Annotated in this window: 13 protein-coding genes and 1 pseudogene; 6 read left to right on the plus strand and 8 right to left on the minus strand. The window is 61.8% G+C overall.

What is annotated here, in order from left to right; all coding sequences use genetic code 11:
* The first annotated feature begins 3 nt into the window (after positions 1 to 3).
* From MNR02_RS17570 to MNR02_RS17580, 3 genes are all read left to right on the plus strand, one after another.
* Positions 4 to 1,821 (plus strand): type I secretion system permease/ATPase, encoded by a 1,818-nt coding sequence (locus MNR02_RS17570; protein WP_371746770.1) that lies wholly within the window; start codon positions 4 to 6, stop codon positions 1,819 to 1,821.
* A complete protein-coding gene (locus tag MNR02_RS17575; protein WP_241949301.1) occupies positions 1,808 to 3,118 on the plus strand; it encodes an HlyD family type I secretion periplasmic adaptor subunit in 1,311 nt (436 codons plus the stop codon). Before MNR02_RS17570 ends, MNR02_RS17575 begins: the two co-directional genes overlap by 14 nt.
* A gap of 111 nt (positions 3,119 to 3,229) precedes the next feature.
* Positions 3,230 to 4,330 (plus strand): hypothetical protein, encoded by a 1,101-nt coding sequence (locus MNR02_RS17580; protein WP_241949302.1) that lies wholly within the window; start codon positions 3,230 to 3,232, stop codon positions 4,328 to 4,330.
* A 284-nt stretch (positions 4,331 to 4,614) separates the two neighbouring features.
* On the opposite strand, the gene MNR02_RS17585 is transcribed toward MNR02_RS17580, so the two are convergent.
* A complete protein-coding gene (locus MNR02_RS17585; RefSeq protein WP_241601240.1) occupies positions 4,615 to 4,815 on the minus strand; it encodes a cold-shock protein in 201 nt (66 codons plus the stop codon).
* A 378-nt stretch (positions 4,816 to 5,193) separates the two neighbouring features.
* Between MNR02_RS17585 and MNR02_RS17590 the strand changes: the two genes are divergently transcribed.
* The 3 genes from MNR02_RS17590 to MNR02_RS17600 all read left to right on the plus strand — a co-directional run bounded on the left by MNR02_RS17590 (position 5,194) and on the right by MNR02_RS17600 (position 8,586).
* Positions 5,194 to 6,093: a DMT family transporter gene (locus tag MNR02_RS17590; protein ID WP_241949588.1), complete on the plus strand. Its 900-nt coding sequence runs from the start codon at positions 5,194 to 5,196 to the stop codon at positions 6,091 to 6,093.
* Positions 6,094 to 6,411: 318 nt separating this feature from the next.
* On the plus strand, positions 6,412 to 6,867 hold the full coding sequence (locus tag MNR02_RS17595) for a hypothetical protein (protein ID WP_241949303.1): 456 nt from the start codon (positions 6,412 to 6,414) through the stop codon (positions 6,865 to 6,867).
* A gap of 219 nt (positions 6,868 to 7,086) precedes the next feature.
* Positions 7,087 to 8,586: a DegQ family serine endoprotease gene (locus MNR02_RS17600; protein ID WP_241949304.1), complete on the plus strand. Its 1,500-nt coding sequence runs from the start codon at positions 7,087 to 7,089 to the stop codon at positions 8,584 to 8,586.
* Between the two features lie 58 nt (positions 8,587 to 8,644).
* Here MNR02_RS17600 and MNR02_RS17605 read toward each other — a convergent pair whose 3' ends face one another.
* The 7 genes and pseudogenes from MNR02_RS17605 to MNR02_RS17635 all read right to left on the minus strand — a co-directional run bounded on the left by MNR02_RS17605 (position 8,645) and on the right by MNR02_RS17635 (position 17,725).
* A complete protein-coding gene (locus MNR02_RS17605; protein ID WP_241949305.1) occupies positions 8,645 to 10,057 on the minus strand; it encodes a PepSY domain-containing protein in 1,413 nt (470 codons plus the stop codon).
* 218 nt (positions 10,058 to 10,275) lie between these two features.
* Positions 10,276 to 10,668 (minus strand): hypothetical protein, encoded by a 393-nt coding sequence (locus MNR02_RS17610; RefSeq protein ID WP_241949306.1) that lies wholly within the window; start codon positions 10,666 to 10,668, stop codon positions 10,276 to 10,278.
* Positions 10,669 to 10,749: 81 nt separating this feature from the next.
* Positions 10,750 to 13,716 carry an autotransporter outer membrane beta-barrel domain-containing protein gene (locus MNR02_RS17615; protein WP_241949307.1) on the minus strand — a complete coding sequence of 989 codons (2,967 nt, stop codon included), beginning with the start codon at positions 13,714 to 13,716 and terminating at the stop codon, positions 10,750 to 10,752.
* Between the two features lie 267 nt (positions 13,717 to 13,983).
* Positions 13,984 to 14,322, minus strand: a pseudogene (locus tag MNR02_RS17620) (MFS transporter); the annotation flags it as partial.
* Between the two features lie 88 nt (positions 14,323 to 14,410).
* Positions 14,411 to 15,559, minus strand: coding sequence for a fumarylacetoacetate hydrolase family protein (locus MNR02_RS17625; RefSeq protein ID WP_371746771.1), 1,149 nt, complete (start codon positions 15,557 to 15,559; stop codon positions 14,411 to 14,413).
* Positions 15,560 to 15,650: 91 nt separating this feature from the next.
* Positions 15,651 to 16,928 (minus strand): L-fuconate dehydratase, encoded by a 1,278-nt coding sequence (locus MNR02_RS17630; RefSeq protein ID WP_241949308.1) that lies wholly within the window; start codon positions 16,926 to 16,928, stop codon positions 15,651 to 15,653.
* Between the two features lie 62 nt (positions 16,929 to 16,990).
* Entirely contained in the window at positions 16,991 to 17,725 is a 735-nt protein-coding gene (locus tag MNR02_RS17635; protein WP_241949309.1) for an SDR family oxidoreductase, read from the minus strand.
* Positions 17,726 to 17,865: the final 140 nt, after the last annotated feature.

Below are 17,865 nucleotides of genomic sequence, written 5' to 3' on the forward strand. Positions count from 1 at the left end.
GTAGTGTTGGTAGCCCCACAGCAGGCCCCGTCGCAGTCTCTGACTGCGGCGGTCGCCTCACCTCTCAGACGAGCATCCTTGGGGATAGCGCTCATCAGCGGCGTGGTCAACGTTCTGGCGCTGACCTCGCCGCTCTTCATGCTTCAGGTCTACGACCGTGTTCTGGCAAGCGGCAGCGTGCCTACACTCGTGGGTCTGGCCGTCCTGGCGGCAGGGCTATACCTCTTCCAGGCAGGGCTCGATATCGTTCGGGCGCGCATCCTGCTGCGCATAGGCGAGCATGTGGACGGCGTACTGTGCGGCCCTGTGCACGATGCTGTCGTGCGCCTGCCTCTTGTCGCCAGTATGCCGGGCGATGGGCTTCAGCCGCTGCGTGATTTGGACAATGTCCGCGGTTTCCTTTCGGGACAGGGCCCGACCGCGTTTTTCGACCTTCCCTGGATGCCGCTCTATCTCGGCATCTGCTTCCTCTTTCATTTCTGGATCGGCGTGACGGCGCTCGCGGGTGCCCTCGTGCTCGTCGCCCTGACCATTCTCGCCAATGCGCTTTCGCAGAATCCCGTGCGGGAGAGCATCACCCACAACATGATGCGCAACAGCCTCCTCGAGGCGTCGCGTCGCAACGCCGAAATCGTGCAATCGCTCGGACTTGCCGGGCGACTGGAAGCGCGTTGGCAGCAGGCGAACGCGGACTACCTCGCCGCCAACCGCCGCGCCGGCGATATCGCGGGTGGCCTTGGCAGCCTGTCGAGAACCTTGCGCTTGATGCTGCAATCGGCGGTGCTCGGCGTTGGCGCCTGGCTGGTGATCGAACAACAGGCCACCGGCGGCATCATGATCGCGAGCTCCATCATGGTGGGGCGGGCGCTGGCCCCCATCGATCTGGCGATCGCCAGCTGGAAACCCTTCCTGATGGCCCGGCAGAGCTGGACGCGCCTTCAGGATCTGCTCGGCAGAATCCCGCCCGTGCCGGAGACAATGGCCCTTCCAGCGCCGTGCCGGGACCTGCGTGTTGAGAACGTCACCATTCTGCCGCCCGGCGAGAAGCGGCCGACGGTGGCCGGTATCTGCTTCCATATCCAGGCTGGGAGCGCGCTCGGCATCATCGGTCCCTCCGGATCGGGCAAATCGACACTTTCGCGCGCACTCGTCGGCGCATGGGCGGCGGCTGGTGGCAAGGTGCGTCTGGACGGCGCCAGTCTCGATCAGTGGGACCGTGCGGCACTTGGGCGACACATCGGCTATCTGCCGCAGGGCGTAGAGCTTTTCGGCGGCACTATCGCGGAGAACATCGCCCGCTTCGAAGAGGACGCCGACGCCGAGAATATCGTAGCGGCCGCCCGGACCGCTGGCGCCCACGGCCTGATCCTGCGCTTCGAGGACGGATACAAGACGCGCATCGGTGAAGGTGGCTCTTCGCTTTCAGCCGGTCAGCGCCAACGTATCGGGCTGGCGCGTGCACTTTATCGCGATCCTTTCCTCGTTGTGCTGGACGAGCCCAATGCCAATCTCGACGCCGAAGGCGAGGCAGCGGTCGTGCGCGCCATCGCCTCGGTGCGGGAACGCAACGGCATCGCCGTGGTGGTCGCCCACCGCCCGAGCGCCATCGGCGTGGTCGATCAGCTCTTGATGATGGAGGGCGGACGCCAGAAGGCATTCGGTCCGCGCGACGCCGTTCTCGGGCAGGTGTTAAAGCCGGCGCCTGTCACCAGAAACGGCTTCACCACAACCGGCCATGGGATCATGCCGCTGCGCGTCGTCGCAAACCCCGCAAAATCCGAAGATCACAGCGAGGCGGATAGGACAGATGGTAACACCTGATGTGACGACCGTGACCCGTTCCATCCGCATTCACCTTGCGGCGGGCCTCGCACTTGTCACCCTGCTGACCGGCGGCGTCGGCGGGTGGGCGGCCACGACGAAACTCGCCGGCGCGGTGGTGGCGTCCGGCCATTTCGTCGTCGATTCCTACCCGAAGAAGGTGCAGCACGCCAAAGGCGGCATCGTTGGGGAAATACGCGTACAGGAAGGCGAAGCCGTGAAGGCAGGCGCGGTCGTTCTGCGGCTCGACGCTACGCAAACACGGGCCAACCTCGCCATCGTCACGAAGCGTTTGAACGAGCTTCATGCCCGCCTGGCCCGCCTCGAAGCCGAGCGCGATGACAGGGAAGCCATTGGCTTTCCGCCCGGTCTGAGCACGGATAGCACTGATCCAGACATCGTCTCGACGGTCAGGAGCGAGACCCGCCTCTTCGAATTTCGGCGCGACGCCCGCAATGCCCGAAAAGCCCAGCTTGCCGAACGCATCGCCCAGTATGAGCACGAGATGGAGGGACTGAAAGCACAGGAGATCGCCTATGCCGGCGGACTCACCGTGCTGCGCACGGAAATTGCCTCGCAGGAATCGCTGCACGACAAGGGCGTCGTTTCGGTCCAGCGGCTCAACGGCCTGAAGACCCAGGCAGCGACCTATGATGGCGAGCGCGGCGAGAAAATCGCCTATCAGGCACAAACGCAGGGCAAGATTACAGAGACACGGCTCCAGATTCTCTCCATCGATCAGGACATGAAGACGGAAGTCGGGCGAGAACTGCGCGAAATCCAGGGGCAGATCGGCGAATATGTCGAGCGCAAGGTGGCCGCGGAAGACGAATTGAAGCGCATCGATATCCTCGCCCCGCAATCGGGCATCGTTCACCAACTCGCCGTGCATACGGTCGGTGGCGTGATCAATCCGGCTGAAACGATCATGCTCGTCATTCCGGAAGGAGATGATCTAGCCCTTGAGGTCCGCATCGCGCCGCGTGACATCGACCAGATCCAGCCCGGCCAGCGCGCAGTCCTCAGGCTATCGGCGTTCAACCAACGCACGACACCCGAACTTTCAGGTCATGTCTCGCGCATCGCGGCCGACCTCACAGTCGATGAAAGGACTGGCCTCTCGTTCTACGTCGTGCGCATCGCCGTGCCGCATGAAGCGTTGCAGAAACTCGGCGGTCTCACACTGCTTCCCGGCATGCCGGCCGAGGCGATGATCCAGACCGGGGAACGAACCGCCCTCTCCTATCTCGTCAAGCCGCTTGCGGATCAACTCAATCGCGCCTTCCGGGAAGAGTGAAAGCCTTCCTTGGGTTCGCCCGTGCTGGAGTGCAAAATTTCAGCGAATGAATAATACCCCTGCGCCGTCTTGTCTCTGGCAGCACAATAACAGTATCACCTCAGGCAGATTATGACTTTCCCGACAATCAAGCTTCCCACCCGCCCCCTTGCCGTCAAGCGCGGGACGATCTCCACCCCGTTCGTCTACTACTTCTCCATCCCCGTCCTGCTGGCGATCGCCGCCTTCATGATGCTGACGGAAGCACCGGGCATTCTGCGCGATTACACGATCAGCCAGAATCCGGTTTTCGTCGACGGCAGGATCGACGGCAGCTGCAAGACGCGGAAGGCCATCTTCACCACCTGCGAGGTCGATCTTTCCTACGAGCAGGGCGGCCAACGCTACGAGAAGGATGTCGAGATCATGTTCGTCGACATCCACAGCGGCGATTACGAGGCCGGCCTTGTCGTGTCGGGTGATCACCCCGAACTCGCGACCATTACGCTCGGCCTAGACATGCTCTGGAACCGGGTCATCACGTTGTCGATCTTCACCCTGCTGCTCGGCGGCGGCGGTCTTGCCATGATCTTCCTCCTGCTGCGATTCTGGCGGGTCAGCGGCCAACTGCGCAATCCGGCCCCGCTCACCGTGGTCCCTGTCGAGATCACGGCCATGGACACGAAACGCAATCGTCTGAACGTCACCTATGCCGACCGGGTCAGCGAACGGAAGACCAAGCGCGTCGCCTTCACCCGCTTCGAGCCGGGTCAGGAGCCGATTATCGTCGGCGATGCCGGCAGCAACGTGGTCGCGCTTGCCGTCTGGCACGGCAACACATCGCTTCCCGTCTTGCTGGACGACCGCTTGGAGCGGATCGAGATGACGGAGCAGGAACGCGCCGCAGCGCTCGCTCCGCTTCAAGAACTGGCGCAATCGACTGACCATGCGTCCGCCGCCAGCCGCGCCGAGCCGTCGAACAAAGGCATGTCCCTAGCACGCAGGGCGGGCGTTTTCGTGCTCGTCCTCCTGCTGCTCGTTGGCGGTATTTTCGGCTATTGGCTCTGGTACGTGACGAGCGCGCCTTCGCAGTACAATTCACCGGGAATGGACATCAACAACATGATGCCGGAGGCCCTCAACCGGTGGGGCTGTGACCAGCTGAAAAGCCGCTTTGGCAACGGCAACGCCCCATTTGGCTGCACAGCCGCGGATCATATCAGCTGGAAGTAAGCTCCCTGCCGGCGCGTTGACCATTCAAGCGCGGTACATTGCCAAGTCGCAGAAGCAGGGCGCAGCTGAATATGGCTGCGCCTTTCTCGTGCCGACCACATGGCGCGCTCAAACACATACAGCCGTCGTTTCGAACGGATGCGCTGAAGCTGCGTCTAGAAGTTCATTCAGGGAAAAACGAAACTGCTCTCTGGCGCCAAAAGGCAAGCGGCAGCAGTACGCACTCGGACTCACCCGGGGCCGGGATACGGGCGCCGGACTTGATCCGGCGCCCGTAATATCAATTAGATAACGCGGACGTTCTCAGCCTTGGACTTACCGGTCTTGCGGTCCTGTCCCATGTCGTAGCTCACGCGCTGTCCGTCGCTCAATGCGCCGCCCTGAACTGCGGAGATATGGACGAAAACGTCGGTTCCGCCGTTTTCGGGTGTGATGAAGCCAAACCCTTTGTCGGTGTTAAAGAATTTGACTGTGCCGTTCGCCATGATTTATCTCCAGAATTCAGCGATGGACGATGGGGCGCAAACCTACAGGTGCACGGCGGCAGCCGCAATACCCTCATTTGCTTTGAAGCAAGCAAACCGTCATTTTCTCTCGTTTTGCTGGTGAGCACCGCGCATTATCATGACACGCGCGGCCGCAACCTGCCGGATTCGGGGCAAATTCGGACGATCGGCGGAGGTGAAAACGGCCTCCCCCTTGGCAAACCGCTCGAATATGGTCAAACAGACACGTCTTCCTCGTCTGGATACGGCGTTCACAGCCATGTATCGCAGAGGCCTTCCTGGATCTTTCCGAATGCGCACGCCCTACTTTTTCGCCGACCCGGCGCCGTTTTCCGCCACTTCGGGCAGGAAATCTCCATGAGCGTGGGCCTGATCGACTCACGACCGCTGGCCGGGATAGCGCTTGCCTCAGCCGGCTACGCCTGCTTCGCCTTGCAGGACGCACTCGTGAAGTGGCTCGTGGCAACGTATGAGGTGCCGCAAATCCTCTTCATGCGCAGCCTGGTGATTGTGCTCATCTCTGGGGTGTTGGTACGCTTCTACCGTCATCCGTCGATTCTGAAGAGCCCCTATGGAGGAACCGTCGTCCTGCGTGCAGCCCTGATGCTGATCGCATGGCTCCTCTATTATAATGCCGCGCGTTATCTCGGGCTTGCGGAACTGACGACGCTTTATTTCTCCGCGCCGATTATCACCGTGTTCCTGTCCATCCTCGTCCTCAAGGAGGCAGTTGGGGCTGGTCGGTGGATTGCTTGCGTGGTGGGTTTCGCCGGCGTGGTGATTGCGGCAAACCCATCGCACTCCCCCAATCTCATCCCTGCGGTCATGTGCCTAGTCGCCGGCTTCTGCTGGGCCTGGAGCACGATTCTCATCCGGCTGGTCAGCCGTAGCGAAAGCACGCTGACGCAGATGTTTGCGACGAGCCTGCTGTTCGGGCTGGCCTGCGCGGTGTCGTTTCCCTGGATCTGGCGAACACCAGACATGGAAGGCTGGGCGCTGATGCTGGCGCTCGGTCTTATAGCGACGATTGGGCAATACCTGCTTTATGAGGGTTTCCGCTATGCCCCGGCCTCGGCGCTTGCACCGGTCGAATATACCGGGCTGATCTGGGCTTTCATTTACGGCTATGCGATCTGGGCGGAGATTCCTACCCTGAACGTCTTCATCGGCGCCATCTTCATCGTGACCGCCAGCCTCGTGCTGGTCTATTGGGAACGGCGCAGCGACCTGATCGCGAAGAAGCGGCTCATGTCATGATACGTCCGCTCGCACTCAGCGCGCGGGAAACATTACAGGCATGTCATGTGCCGGCGGTCGAATCTGAAATACGGCTGCCGGACCAGTCCGTTGAATCCAAACGACATTTTTCGCCAAAACCGATGCAGCGCTCCGCGAAATCGGCAATATTTTGGCAAATCCCCCCTTCGGAACTTTATTTAATTGTAACATGACCCCGCGAGCCGGGCGGACCTATAAATGATGTCAGGCTGGATGCCGCCGGCGGTTGGAAACCGTGACGCGACGGCACCGGACAGCCTGCCGGGGAGAGGTCTCCCCTTTTCGAGGACACGCACCATGCGCTCGACACTCAAAACCATCGCTCTTGCCGCTACTGCTCTTTCGCTCGCCGCCGGCGGCACCTTTGCTGCCAGCCGACCAGCAAATCCAAATCCGGCGTTGCAAGAGCACCACCGCTATGACCGCTCCTCAGGGGATCACGACTCCGCTGACGATTTCATGATGCCGGCACAGCCCACCCCCGTACGCATGACGCCTGCCATGACCTATAAGCCGCGCCTGCACCAGGTTCTTGCCGATGTCCGCTCGGCGGAGAAGAGCATCCGCAGGGAAGAAGCCATGCACAAGCTTTCGGCCGGCGCCGCAGGCCGTCTCGAAGCCGAGGCCCAAGGCATCCGGCAGCGCGCGATGGCGGTTGCCGACGCCAATCACGGCACGCTTCCGAAGGCGAACTTCCAGCGTCTGGAAGCCTCCGTCCGCAAGCTCGACCGGGATATCGTCCGTTTGAGCTGAAACATGCCGCAGGCGGATCATCCTTGATCCGCTGAAATCAAGCCGCCGCCGCGCTTGGCGGCGGCCGGTGTCGCATTCAGGCTTCACCCTGATGCCTTACGCGCCACCCCTTCCACCTCAAAGAAACAACAGGACCGGCCAGCAAACAGCGCGGCCGGAGCGCTCGCTCTCGCCCGAAGGGCAGGCAGCGCAACACCGAGCAGAACAAAGGAAACGACCATGATCAGGATTCTTCAAAGACATCGCGCCGCAGCGCTTCTCGGTGTCGCATTGCTTGCGGTGCCGATCGCAACGTCCAGCCTCGTCGGCGCACGAAACGCGCAGGCAGCAGCACCTGCGAGCGTCAATTCTCCCCTTGCGGACGGCTCCTTCGCCTCCATCGTTTCGAATGATAAACCGGCCGTCGTCACCATCACGACGGTTTTGAAGGCCGAGAACGCCTCGGCCGACGGCGCCATGCCGTTTAGCGGAGACTCCCCGTTCGACCAGCAGTTCCGCGACTTCTTCGGTGAACGCCAGGTGCCAAAGCAGCGCAGCGAGAAGGCGCAGGCACTCGGCTCCGGCTTTATCCTCACCAGTGACGGCTATATCGTCACCAACAACCACGTCATCGACAAGGCGAGCACGATAAAGGTGACGCTGGACGACGGCACCGAACTTCCCGCAAAGCTGATCGGCGCCGATCCGAAATCGGACCTCGCCGTGGTGAAAATCGAAAGCGACAAGCCGCTGGCGACGATCGGCTGGGGCCAGTCCGACAAGTTGCGGGCGGGCGATCCGATCCTTGCCATCGGCAATCCGTTCGGCATCGGCACGACTGTCACGGCGGGCATCGTGTCGGCCCGTGGCCGCGACCTTCACAGCGGGCCGTATGACGACTTCATCCAGATCGATGCGCCGATCAACCACGGCAATTCGGGCGGCCCGCTGGTCGGGCTCGATGGCAAGGTGGTCGGCATAAACACGGCGATCTATTCGCCGAACGGCGGCAGCGTCGGCGTCGGCTTCGCCATCCCGTCCGACCAGGCGCAAACCGTCGTCGACAAGCTTATGAAGAACGGATCCATCGAGCACGGCTTCATCGGCGTGCAAATCCAGCCGGTGACCTCTGACATCGCCGATGCCATCGGCCTGGCCAAGCCGGCCGGTGCACTGGTGGCACGCGTCGATGACGGCACGCCTGCTGCTGCGGGCGACATCCACTCCGGCGATGTCATCACCGCGCTTGGCGGCAAGCCTGTGGGCTCCCCGCGCGAGCTCTCCCGCATGGTGGCCGACCTGACCCCTGGCGAAAAGGAGACCATGACCGTCTGGCGCGACGGTGCGGCAAAGGACCTCGCCGTGGTCATCGGCAACAATGACGATGGGGGGCAGGTCGTGGCTAACGCCGGCGGCAAATCAGGCAAGGCGGAACAGCGCGTGCCCACCATCGGCGTTCAGCTCGGTGACCTCACGGCGGACATGCGCCAATCCCTCGGCCTGCCGAAGGAGGAAAAGGGTGCCGTCGTGGAGGGCGTCAACCCCGATAAGCCGGCAGCCGATGCGGGCCTCCAGCCCGGCGACATCATTCTATCGGTGAACCAGAAGCCGGTCGGTTCGGCCAGCGAGGCCAAGACCGCCGTTGCCGAAGCCGGCAAGGCGGGCCGCAAGGCCGTTCTGCTCCTCGTGCAGCGACAAGACGAACAGACCTTCGTAACCGTGCCCTTCGCCGCAGGTTGACGGCCTGAGCCGCCGCCCGGCACAAGCCGGGCGGCGGCTGTCCTTTTTCTCGCAACCCTCAGCTCAACGCCCTCTTCAGGGGCCGTATGTTGCGGATAACCAGAAGATCCAGCACGAGCACGCTGACAAGCACAGCCCCCGTCAGCGGAAACAGCAGCGACACCGCCAGCATGACAAAGGCACCGGTTTTCCACAGCGGGCCCGGCTCACTGATGTTCGGCGCGAAAAGGCGGACCGCCCCCTTGGGACGACGCTTCCACCACATGACGAAACCGCTCACCGACAGGAACACGATCGACAGGCAGAAGAGCGTGTTGAGAGCGAGATTCCAGAGGCCCATATCGCCCTCGTGAAACGCGATGCCGACGGCCATGGCCTTGCCGGGAAGGCCATAATCCGCAAAGCCGACATCGGCGAGAACCTTGCCGGTGTATTGATCGACATGAACCGTGCGGTCGGACAACGGGTCGGAGCTGTCATTGCTCATCGTGTCCCGTGCAATCGTCCACACACCGGTTTCGCCATTCGGGAAAGTGAGCTGGAAGCGCTGATCGAAGCCGACCTTGCGAGCCAGCGCCACAACGGCATCGATCGTCACCGGCTCGCCTTCGGGCGTTCCCGCAATGCCGGCATCCGAGCCCGAGGCGGGCATCGGCGTCTGCTCCAGCGTCCATGGCACCTGCTTGATGCCGCCATGGTTCATGCTGGCATGCGTGAAATCGGAAAGCGGCACATTGTCCCATTTCTCGGCTGGAAAGGTGCTCCAGGCCTGCGTCATGCGTTCACCCCACACGCCCGCCCAGGTGAGACCCGAAAGCAGGAAAAGCACAAGAATGAAAGATACATAGAAGCCGATGCTGAGGTGCAACGACTTCCACAATTGTCGGCCCCTAGCCGACAGGTCAGGCACAAGCACTGCGCCCAATCGCTTTCCGTCACGCGGCCACCAGAGATAGAGCCCCGTGATGACCAGCACGATACCGAAGCCTGCGGCGATCTCGATCAGCCTGTCGCCAAGTGTGCCGATGAGCAAGCTGCCATGGATGACGTTGGCGAGATCGTAGAGCGCATCCCGCCGGCTCCACTGGGCGACAACATCAGCGGTGTAAGGATTGACCGCGACCATCGAGGCAGCGCCGTCGTGATCGATACGGAAGACCGAGACCCCGTCTGCGGTGCGCGGCGCGATATACTGGATTACCTGCCCGGGTACGGCGATGAAGGCGGCGCTCGCCTGCTTCGACACAGCGGCCACCGACTGGCCGGGCGCGACCTTGAATGCATTCTCGCCGTCGCGGCCGACGAGGGCGCCAGCCCACAGCATGATGAGCCCGGTGATCGCAAGCATGATGAGGAAGGGCGCGACATAGAGGCCGGCATAAAAATGCCAGCGCCAGGCGGTCAGATAGAAACGGCGCGTAAGGCCGGACGTTTCATTTGAGGGCTTTGACAGCCCCGTTACGGTAGACATGGAGAGAACCTCTCGAAAATCTTGTATCGACAAGAAAAATCGTCATGAGAGGCCGTTCGGGAACGATGCTGCGGAAGCGCTCTGAGGTATAAGGGGTCTTGCCCCTAATTCACGCATGCAGTCGATACCAACGAACAGCCCGGTAAGCCGCTTCTGGTGGAAGAAGCAGCGAGGCTGCACAGGTCAGCCGCCCCATAGGGTGGCTTTCGGTCCAGCGATCAGGCGACGGCAGGTGGTCCGCGCGGGGTCGCGTTCGGCGGAAAGAGCTTGCGATAGGTGCCTTCGACCGAAACGGGCAGATAGAAGACGGTCGTGAACGCGATACGGGCGCCGGTGATATCGGCCGGTTCCGGCACAACGGTATTGCCGGCAATACGGCACGCTTCGCAGGTCGGTGGCTGGCTATGGTCCTTGCCACCGTCGTCATGGCCCGTGAGGCATAGGTCGGGTAGCGTTCCGTCAGGAAGCGTGTAGAGCGCGATTTCAGCGGGGGTGTAGACTGGGACGGCCAGCGCCGGCGTGCGGTGGCCAAAGCCAATCGCCATCAGAGCGATGGTGCAGAGAGTGCACACCGCCCATTGAAGGCTCCAGCTCAATTTCCGCCGCGCCATATCATCCCCTCGGCATAGCGAGACAGCCGATAGCAGCAACATGGCCCCGTCGCAACATCAAGATTGCCGCAGGTCCAGGTGCTAGAACCGCATATTAAAGCCTGCTCTTCCCGTCAGGGCGTAGCTGTCACCGAGGCTTCTGAGACTCGTATCGATGATGGCTTCGCCGTAAACCGCGTATCGGTCATTACCCCAGCTATAGGTGTCGCCGAGACCAACGCCGCCCCACAGGGCTTCCGGTTTGCTCGATAGGCTGACGCCCGAGAGCCTCGTGCGCGCTTCGGCCTGGAAATTGTAGTAGAGGTTGGCGATGCCGTAGGCGTGGAGGCGGCTCGTCTGGTTCGCGGCATCCTTCCAGCTGTCCTCGTAATCGGCTGAAACGCCCAGGCGTCCCTTGACGTCACGCGATCCCCTGAGCGCGACGTCGCTGCCGAAGACATCCTTGAAGTCGTCATAGTCCACCGACGAGTAGGTGAGTTGCGCCTGCGGGGTAAGCGACCAGTGTCCGTCGAGTGCTATCTGTTGCCCGGCTTCCAGGCCGAACGCATAGCCAGTGCCATCATTGCCTGTGACCAGATTGCGACCGGACGTGGAGGAAAACAGATCGCTGTCATACCATGTCGCATTCGCCTGGGCATCGACGTAGAACCCGGCATTGGCGTACCAGGTCAGGGAGCCGCCCACGCCGTAACCCGTGCTGTCGATCGAGCCGGAACCGTAAACCGAAGAGACATCGGCGGAGATCGTGCCGTAACGCATCGATAGGCCGCCGATGAGGCTGCCGGCATCGCCCGAATAGAGCGCGCCATCGGCCCCGGCCTGGATCTGCCAGAGAGCGGTGTCGTAATCGGCACCAGTGGTCGAATATTTCGGGTCGCTGCCGGCGCGGCGCGCCATGATCCGCCCCCACGTGCCGCTTTCGGCACCGACAGATTGGTGCGACATATCCGCGTCGGCCGCGCCATCGGACCAGGACCGGTTGCCGAGACGCTGTTGCAGCGTATCAAGCATATTGAAGTTCTGCAGGACACCGGCATAGGCTTCGTAGAGCGGCGCGCCAGCCTGGTAGAGCGGCGTGGCGGGGCCGCTGGAATTCAGCAGAGCCGAGCGCAGATACCAGTCGCCGTCGGCAGGTGTGCTGGTGCCACCCTGATACAGGCGATAGGCGTAGGCGCCTGCGACCACGGCCTGCTCACCCTGGAACGTGTAGCTGCCCAGAAGCGTGAAACTTCCAGCGGAAACACCACCCACCTCGATAATCCTGATGCCTTCAGTGGTCTGCGCGCCGCTGCCACCGAGGTTGATCACCCGGACATTGGTGTTGCCGGACGTGTTTCCCGTCACCACAAACCTGTCCGTCGCCGAGCTATCGTCGCCCAAAACACTCTCGATCTCGAGTGTGCCGCCGCTGCCGGTATAATCGCCGGCAACGGTCAGCGTGCCGATAGAATTGCCGGGCGCAATCGTGCCGCCGGCAAAATTGGTCGTGCCGCCCACCTGGCCGGCACCCTGAAGGCGCCCACCTATGACCTCCATCGTCCCGCCCAGCGATCCGTTGACAGAGAGGATGCCGTTTTTGACCTGCGAAACACCGGCAAGAGCCGAATTGTCGGCAGTAAGCCGGGTCATCCCGGAGCCGACCTGGTGCACGCCGCCGGTTCCCGCAATCGTTCCACCGAAGATCACGTCGTCGGAGCGATTGAAGGCCAGGATGCCATCATTGCTCACGTCTCCCAGAATGGAACCTGACGTACCGCCGGCACCCAGTTGCAGTGTACCGAGGCTGATGGTCGTATCGCCCAGATAAGTGTTTGCACCCGTCAATGTTAGCGTGCCCGAGCCATCCTTGGTCAGAGCGCCAATGCCCGTCAATTCCGGCGAGATGCCGATATCGTGCCCGTTCGTATCGACAATACCGCCCCCGGCGTCGAGCGTGACCGTCTGGGTTTTGAAATCGACGAAGAAAGACGTCGTGTTCTGCGTGGCGCGGAGGATGCCGCCGGCGAGGGTGACATCGGCCGTTCCAAGTCCGCCCCGCAGGAAATTGGTCTCCAGAATGCCGCGCGCACCCGGCAAACCGTTCACGGTCAATGTACCGCTTGACGACGCCCAACTGCCGAGCCACACACCGTCTTTTACAGAAACCAGCGCTCCGTCTTTGATTATGATCGAACCGGATCCGTAGTTCCCAAGGGTGAGGCTTGAGTCCGTTATATCCCAGCGCGAGCCGGGCCCCGTAACGGTGACTTCGCCTACCACGCCGGGGCCGGCGCCCACGTAACCCTGTTTGCTGGTGACGGCGGCGGCGGCCTCGATTAGCATGGTGCCGCTGCCGTAGCTGCCGACTGTAAGCTGGTCCGAGTTGACCCATGTCGAACCCGCGCCGCTCACCTCAACATCGCCATGTCCGCTCGCTCCAACTGTACCGAGGCCGTTGGAGACATGACCGCCATCGTCAATGCGCAGAATCCCATTGTCGATTGTCACGCGCCCCGTGTTTTCCCACGAAGAACCCGTTCCGGAAACACGTGCCTCGCCAAAATAATCATAACCGAGCGAGGTATCACTACCGACGATAAGCTTGCCACCATTGAGGATATTGAGTGTGCCTGCTCCACCTTCGCCGACCGTGAAATAATTGTTGTTGGTCCACGTTGACGCGTTGCCGCTCCCGTCCGTGCCGGAAACAGTGGCCATGCCGGCAACGATCCCGCTGTTGTTGGTAACCGAACCGCCGTCGCGGATGGTGATTGCGCCGCCGGATATGCGCGTTTCCGTTGCGGTCAACGACGCCCCGGATCCATCAACTGTAACCACGCCGCCGGACTGTATTTCGACGTTGTCTGCCGCGGCGGCACCCGAAATGGTGGCGTTACCCGTGCCGACCACGACATTGCTGGCAGAATTCGGCTGCGTGTTGCTGTCCCAGTTGCCGTCTACTGACCAGTTTCCTGAGCCACCGGTCCAGTTCTGCGCGAATGCCGGAAAGGCAACTCCGGCGATCAGGATGCCTAGCACGGTGGCGCGCGACAGGCGCGGCTCCGCCAATTCCAATCCCCGCCCAAGACCTTTACGCCCCGCCGCAGCACGACGTCCCCAAAGCGTCAGGACCGGTAGGGAAGGACAGACATCCTCAGAGAGCGATGCGGAGGAAATTCCATCTGGCTTCTTCACGCAAAATCGGCTCACGGGCATCGCTCTCTCTAAGAAAGAGAATCAAAAATGATAAGAAAAATCCAAATTAATCAGAGCATTATATCGTTAATTTCTTCTAAATTGCCGCTCTCACATCGAAGCAATTTAGCCCGTTCCAAAACCAAGCGCGAGCAGCAAACGGGCGGCGATCAGCAGAGGCGCGTTCGGCGCAAATGCCGCCAACACCGAAGCGGTGCCGAACAGGGTAAGGCCGACGAGAAGGATACGACGGTTTCCGACCCGGTCGGCCAGCGTGCCCATCGGCACGAGCAGGCCCGCCATCAGCAGGGGATAGATGTCTATGATCCAGAGGACCTGCGTGCTGGAGGCACCGAGCGCCTGCGTCAATGTCGGGACGGCGACATGCAGAATGGTCATGTCGAGTACGACGGGCAGAAAGGCAAGCATGACTGCCACGAGGACCAGCCAGCGTCCGGCATGGGGAGGAGCGGAGGACATCATTCACCCGATAGGTATCGCGCGCACGGGTATAAATGGATGAATGCCGATTTCAATCAGAATGTTGACGGTCAGGCAGCAAGCCGCCCTATATCAGCCCGCGCGCTGCAAGATTACGCATGAGATGGGAGATGCCGAAGGTCCAGGGCGGGCAATCGGTCGAAAGCTTTACCGTGTTGACGAGCGCGCCGAGCCGGTCGTTCGAGATCGTCACGACATCGCCGATCTTGTGCGTGAACCCCTCGCCCGGCGCATCGCGATCCTCTACCGGCGCGAAAAGCGTGCCAAGGAACAACACGAAGCCGTCGGGATATTGATGATGGGCGCCACGGGTCTGGGCGACGAGGTCAAGCGGATCCCGGCTGATCTCCCGCATAGAGCTCTTGCCGCGCAACACGAAACCGTCCTTGCCTTTCACGTGCAAATCCAGCTCGGCGTTGCGCACGTCTTCGATGGTGTAGGTCTCGTCGAACAGGCGGATGAAGGGTCCGATGGCGCAGGACGCATTGTTGTCCTTCGCCTTGCCCAGCAAGAGGGCCGACCGTCCCTCGACATCGCGCAGGTTGACATCGTTGCCGAGGGTTGCGCCCTTCACACGGCCTTCGCTATCGACAGCAAGCACGATTTCCGGCTCGGGATTGTTCCATTTCGAAATAGGATGCAGGCCGACTGCAGCCCCGGTCCCGACCGAGGACATGACCTGTGCCTTCGTGAAGACCTCGGCATCGGGACCGATGCCGACCTCCAGATACTGCGACCACAGGCCTTCCTCGATCAGGGCTGCCTTCACGCGCTGGGCATCGTCCGATCCGGCCTTGAGGTCGCGCAGGCTGGCGCCGATGATCTGCGACACCTTCTCACGAATGCTTGCCGCACGTGCGGGATTGCCGGCTGCGCGTTCTTCGATGACGCGTTCGATCATCGAACGGGCGAAAGTAACGCCGCAGGCTTTCACCGCCTGAAAGTCGATGGGAGCGAGCAGGTGGACCTGCGAGAGGTCAGGCTCGTTAAGGGAGAGCAGATCTTCGAGCGGACCTATGTCACGGCCCGGCGCATTGTGTGCGGCATCTGCGGGCGCCTCCTGTTCGAGGAGGTCGCGCATCGTGGCGCAATTCTTCGCCGTTATGTCAAAGAGGCGGCCATCGCGGACCGTCACGAGGACTGGCCCTCCAACCTCGGGAAGCCAGGCCCGACCGACGAAACTTCCCGTGGCGAAGGTCGAAGTAATATGGGTCACGGTGGTCGATCCTCCCTGTATTCTCATGCCAGTACTACCTTCGCCGAACTCCACAAAGGCGGAAAGCCTTGATTTTCCCCCTCGGACGAATTCACGGCCTGAATGTGTAGGCCGCAATCGATTCCGGTTTCATCTGGATGGAAAAGCCCGGCAGCGACGGGGGCATATAGGCGGCGTTTTCGATGCGGCAGGGATCGAGGAAGTGCTCGTGCAGGTGGTCGACATATTCGATCACCCGGCACTGCTTGGTGCCGGATATGGCGATATAGTCGATCATCGAGAGATGCTGCACATATTCGCAGAGGCCGACGCCGCCGGCATGCGGCCACACCGGCAGGTCATACTTGGCAGCCATCAGGAGAACGGCGAGCACCTCGTTCAGCCCGCCCATACGGCACGCGTCGATCTGCACGATGTCGATCGCGCCGCCGGCGATCATCTGCTTGAAGATGATGCGGTTCTGGCACATTTCTCCGGTCGCCACCTTTACCGGGTGAACCGCATTGCGGATCGCCTTGTGACCGGCCACGTCGTCGGGGCTCGTCGGCTCCTCGATGAAGAACGGCTTATAGGGCTGCAATTCCTTCACCCAGTCGATCGCCTGCCCCACCTCCCAGATCTGGTTGGCGTCGATCATCATGGTACGCTCTTCGCCGATCACTTCGCGGGCGATGCGCAGACGCCGCTTGTCATCTTCGAGGTCGCGACCGACCTTCATCTTGATATAGGCGAACCCCTGATCGACAGCCTCCTGGCAGAGGCGTCGCAGTTTTTCGTCGTCATAACCAAGCCAGCCGGCAGAGGTCGTGTAGCAGGCGTAGCCTTCGTCCTCGAGCGTTGCGACACGCTCCGCCCTGCCGGCTTCCGCCTTCTTCAGAATGGCCAGTGCCTCCTGCGGCGTCAGCGCGTCCGTCAGGTAGCGAAAGTCGATGATATCGAGAATTTCCTCCGCGCTCATCTCGGCGATCAGGCGCCAGACAGGCTTGCCGGCCCGTTTGGCAAGCAGGTCCCAGACGGCATTGACCACAGCACCCGTCGCCAGATGCATCGCGCCCTTGTCCGGGCCGATCCAGCGCAACTGGCTGTCACCAGTGACATGCCGCCAGAAGCGGCCGGGATTTTCCCGCACCCAGTCGAGATCGAGGCCCACGACAAGATGCTTCATTGCATCGATTGCCGCGCAGCAAATCTCGTTGCCCCGGCCTATTGTAAAGGTCAGGCCGTGGCCTTCCAGCCCCGCCGCATCCGTGCCGAGAACGACATAGGCGGCGGAATAATCCGGATCGGGGTTCATCGCATCCGAGCCGTCAAGGCTCAACGAGGTGGGGAAGCGAAGGTCGATCGATTGCAGGCTGGTGATCTTTGTCATTGGAAGCGGCCCTTGGAAATGGTCGGGTGGCTATCGGAGCAACCCCGATGGCCGTCAATGCATCAGATGGTCCAGCCGCCGTCGATGGCGTAGGCCTGGCCCGTCGTATAGGTCGCGCCGGCGAGATAGACGGCGAGATCGGCGATTTCTTCAGGCGTGCCGATGCGCCCGATCGGCTGGCGGGCGATGAAGGCAGTGCGTGCGGCTTCGAAATCGCCCTGTGCGCGCAGGCGCTCCTGCAGAGAGGGGCTCTCCACCGTGCCGGGGCAGATGCAGTTGCAGCGAATGCCCTGTCCGACATAATCGGCTGCGACCGATTTGGTGAGGCCGACGACGGCCGCCTTGGTGATGGTGTAGGCGGCCCGGTTTGGCACGCCCTTAACGCTGGAGGCGACCGACGCCATGTTGATGATTGCGCCGTCCTTCCTTTCCAGCATCGCCGGCAGCACCGCACGGATGGTTCGCACCATGGCGCGAACATTCAGGTCGAAGGCGAAGTCCAGGTCTTTATCGGGCATCTCGAGGATCGTGCCGGCATGCACGAAGCCGGCGCAGTTGAAGAGAACATCGAACGGACCATTGGTCGAAACGACGCGGTTGACCGCCTCCTCGCTCAACACGTCGAGAAGACACGTTTCGATTTGGGCTTCGCCGGCAAGGCTCTTCAGCGCCTCGGCGTTGATATCGGTCGCGACGACCGTCGCACCGGCACGCGCAAAGGCGAGTGCGCTCGCCCGGCCGATACCCTGGCCGGCCGCGGTCAGAAGGACACGCTTGTTTTGGAGTGAAAGGCTCATGGCTGCTCCTTGACTGCATCAGGCGCCCGGACTGCGCTCGACGATATAGATATGATGGGCGATGAAAACGGTCTCGCCCTGAACGGAGGCTTTCGCCTCATTCGGACACGCCCGACTTACCGGCAAGATCTGGTACGCTC

The sequence above is a fragment of the Shinella sp. H4-D48 genome, from assembly GCF_022637395.1.
GTDB classification, from domain to species: Bacteria; Pseudomonadota; Alphaproteobacteria; order Rhizobiales; family Rhizobiaceae; genus Shinella; species Shinella sedimenti.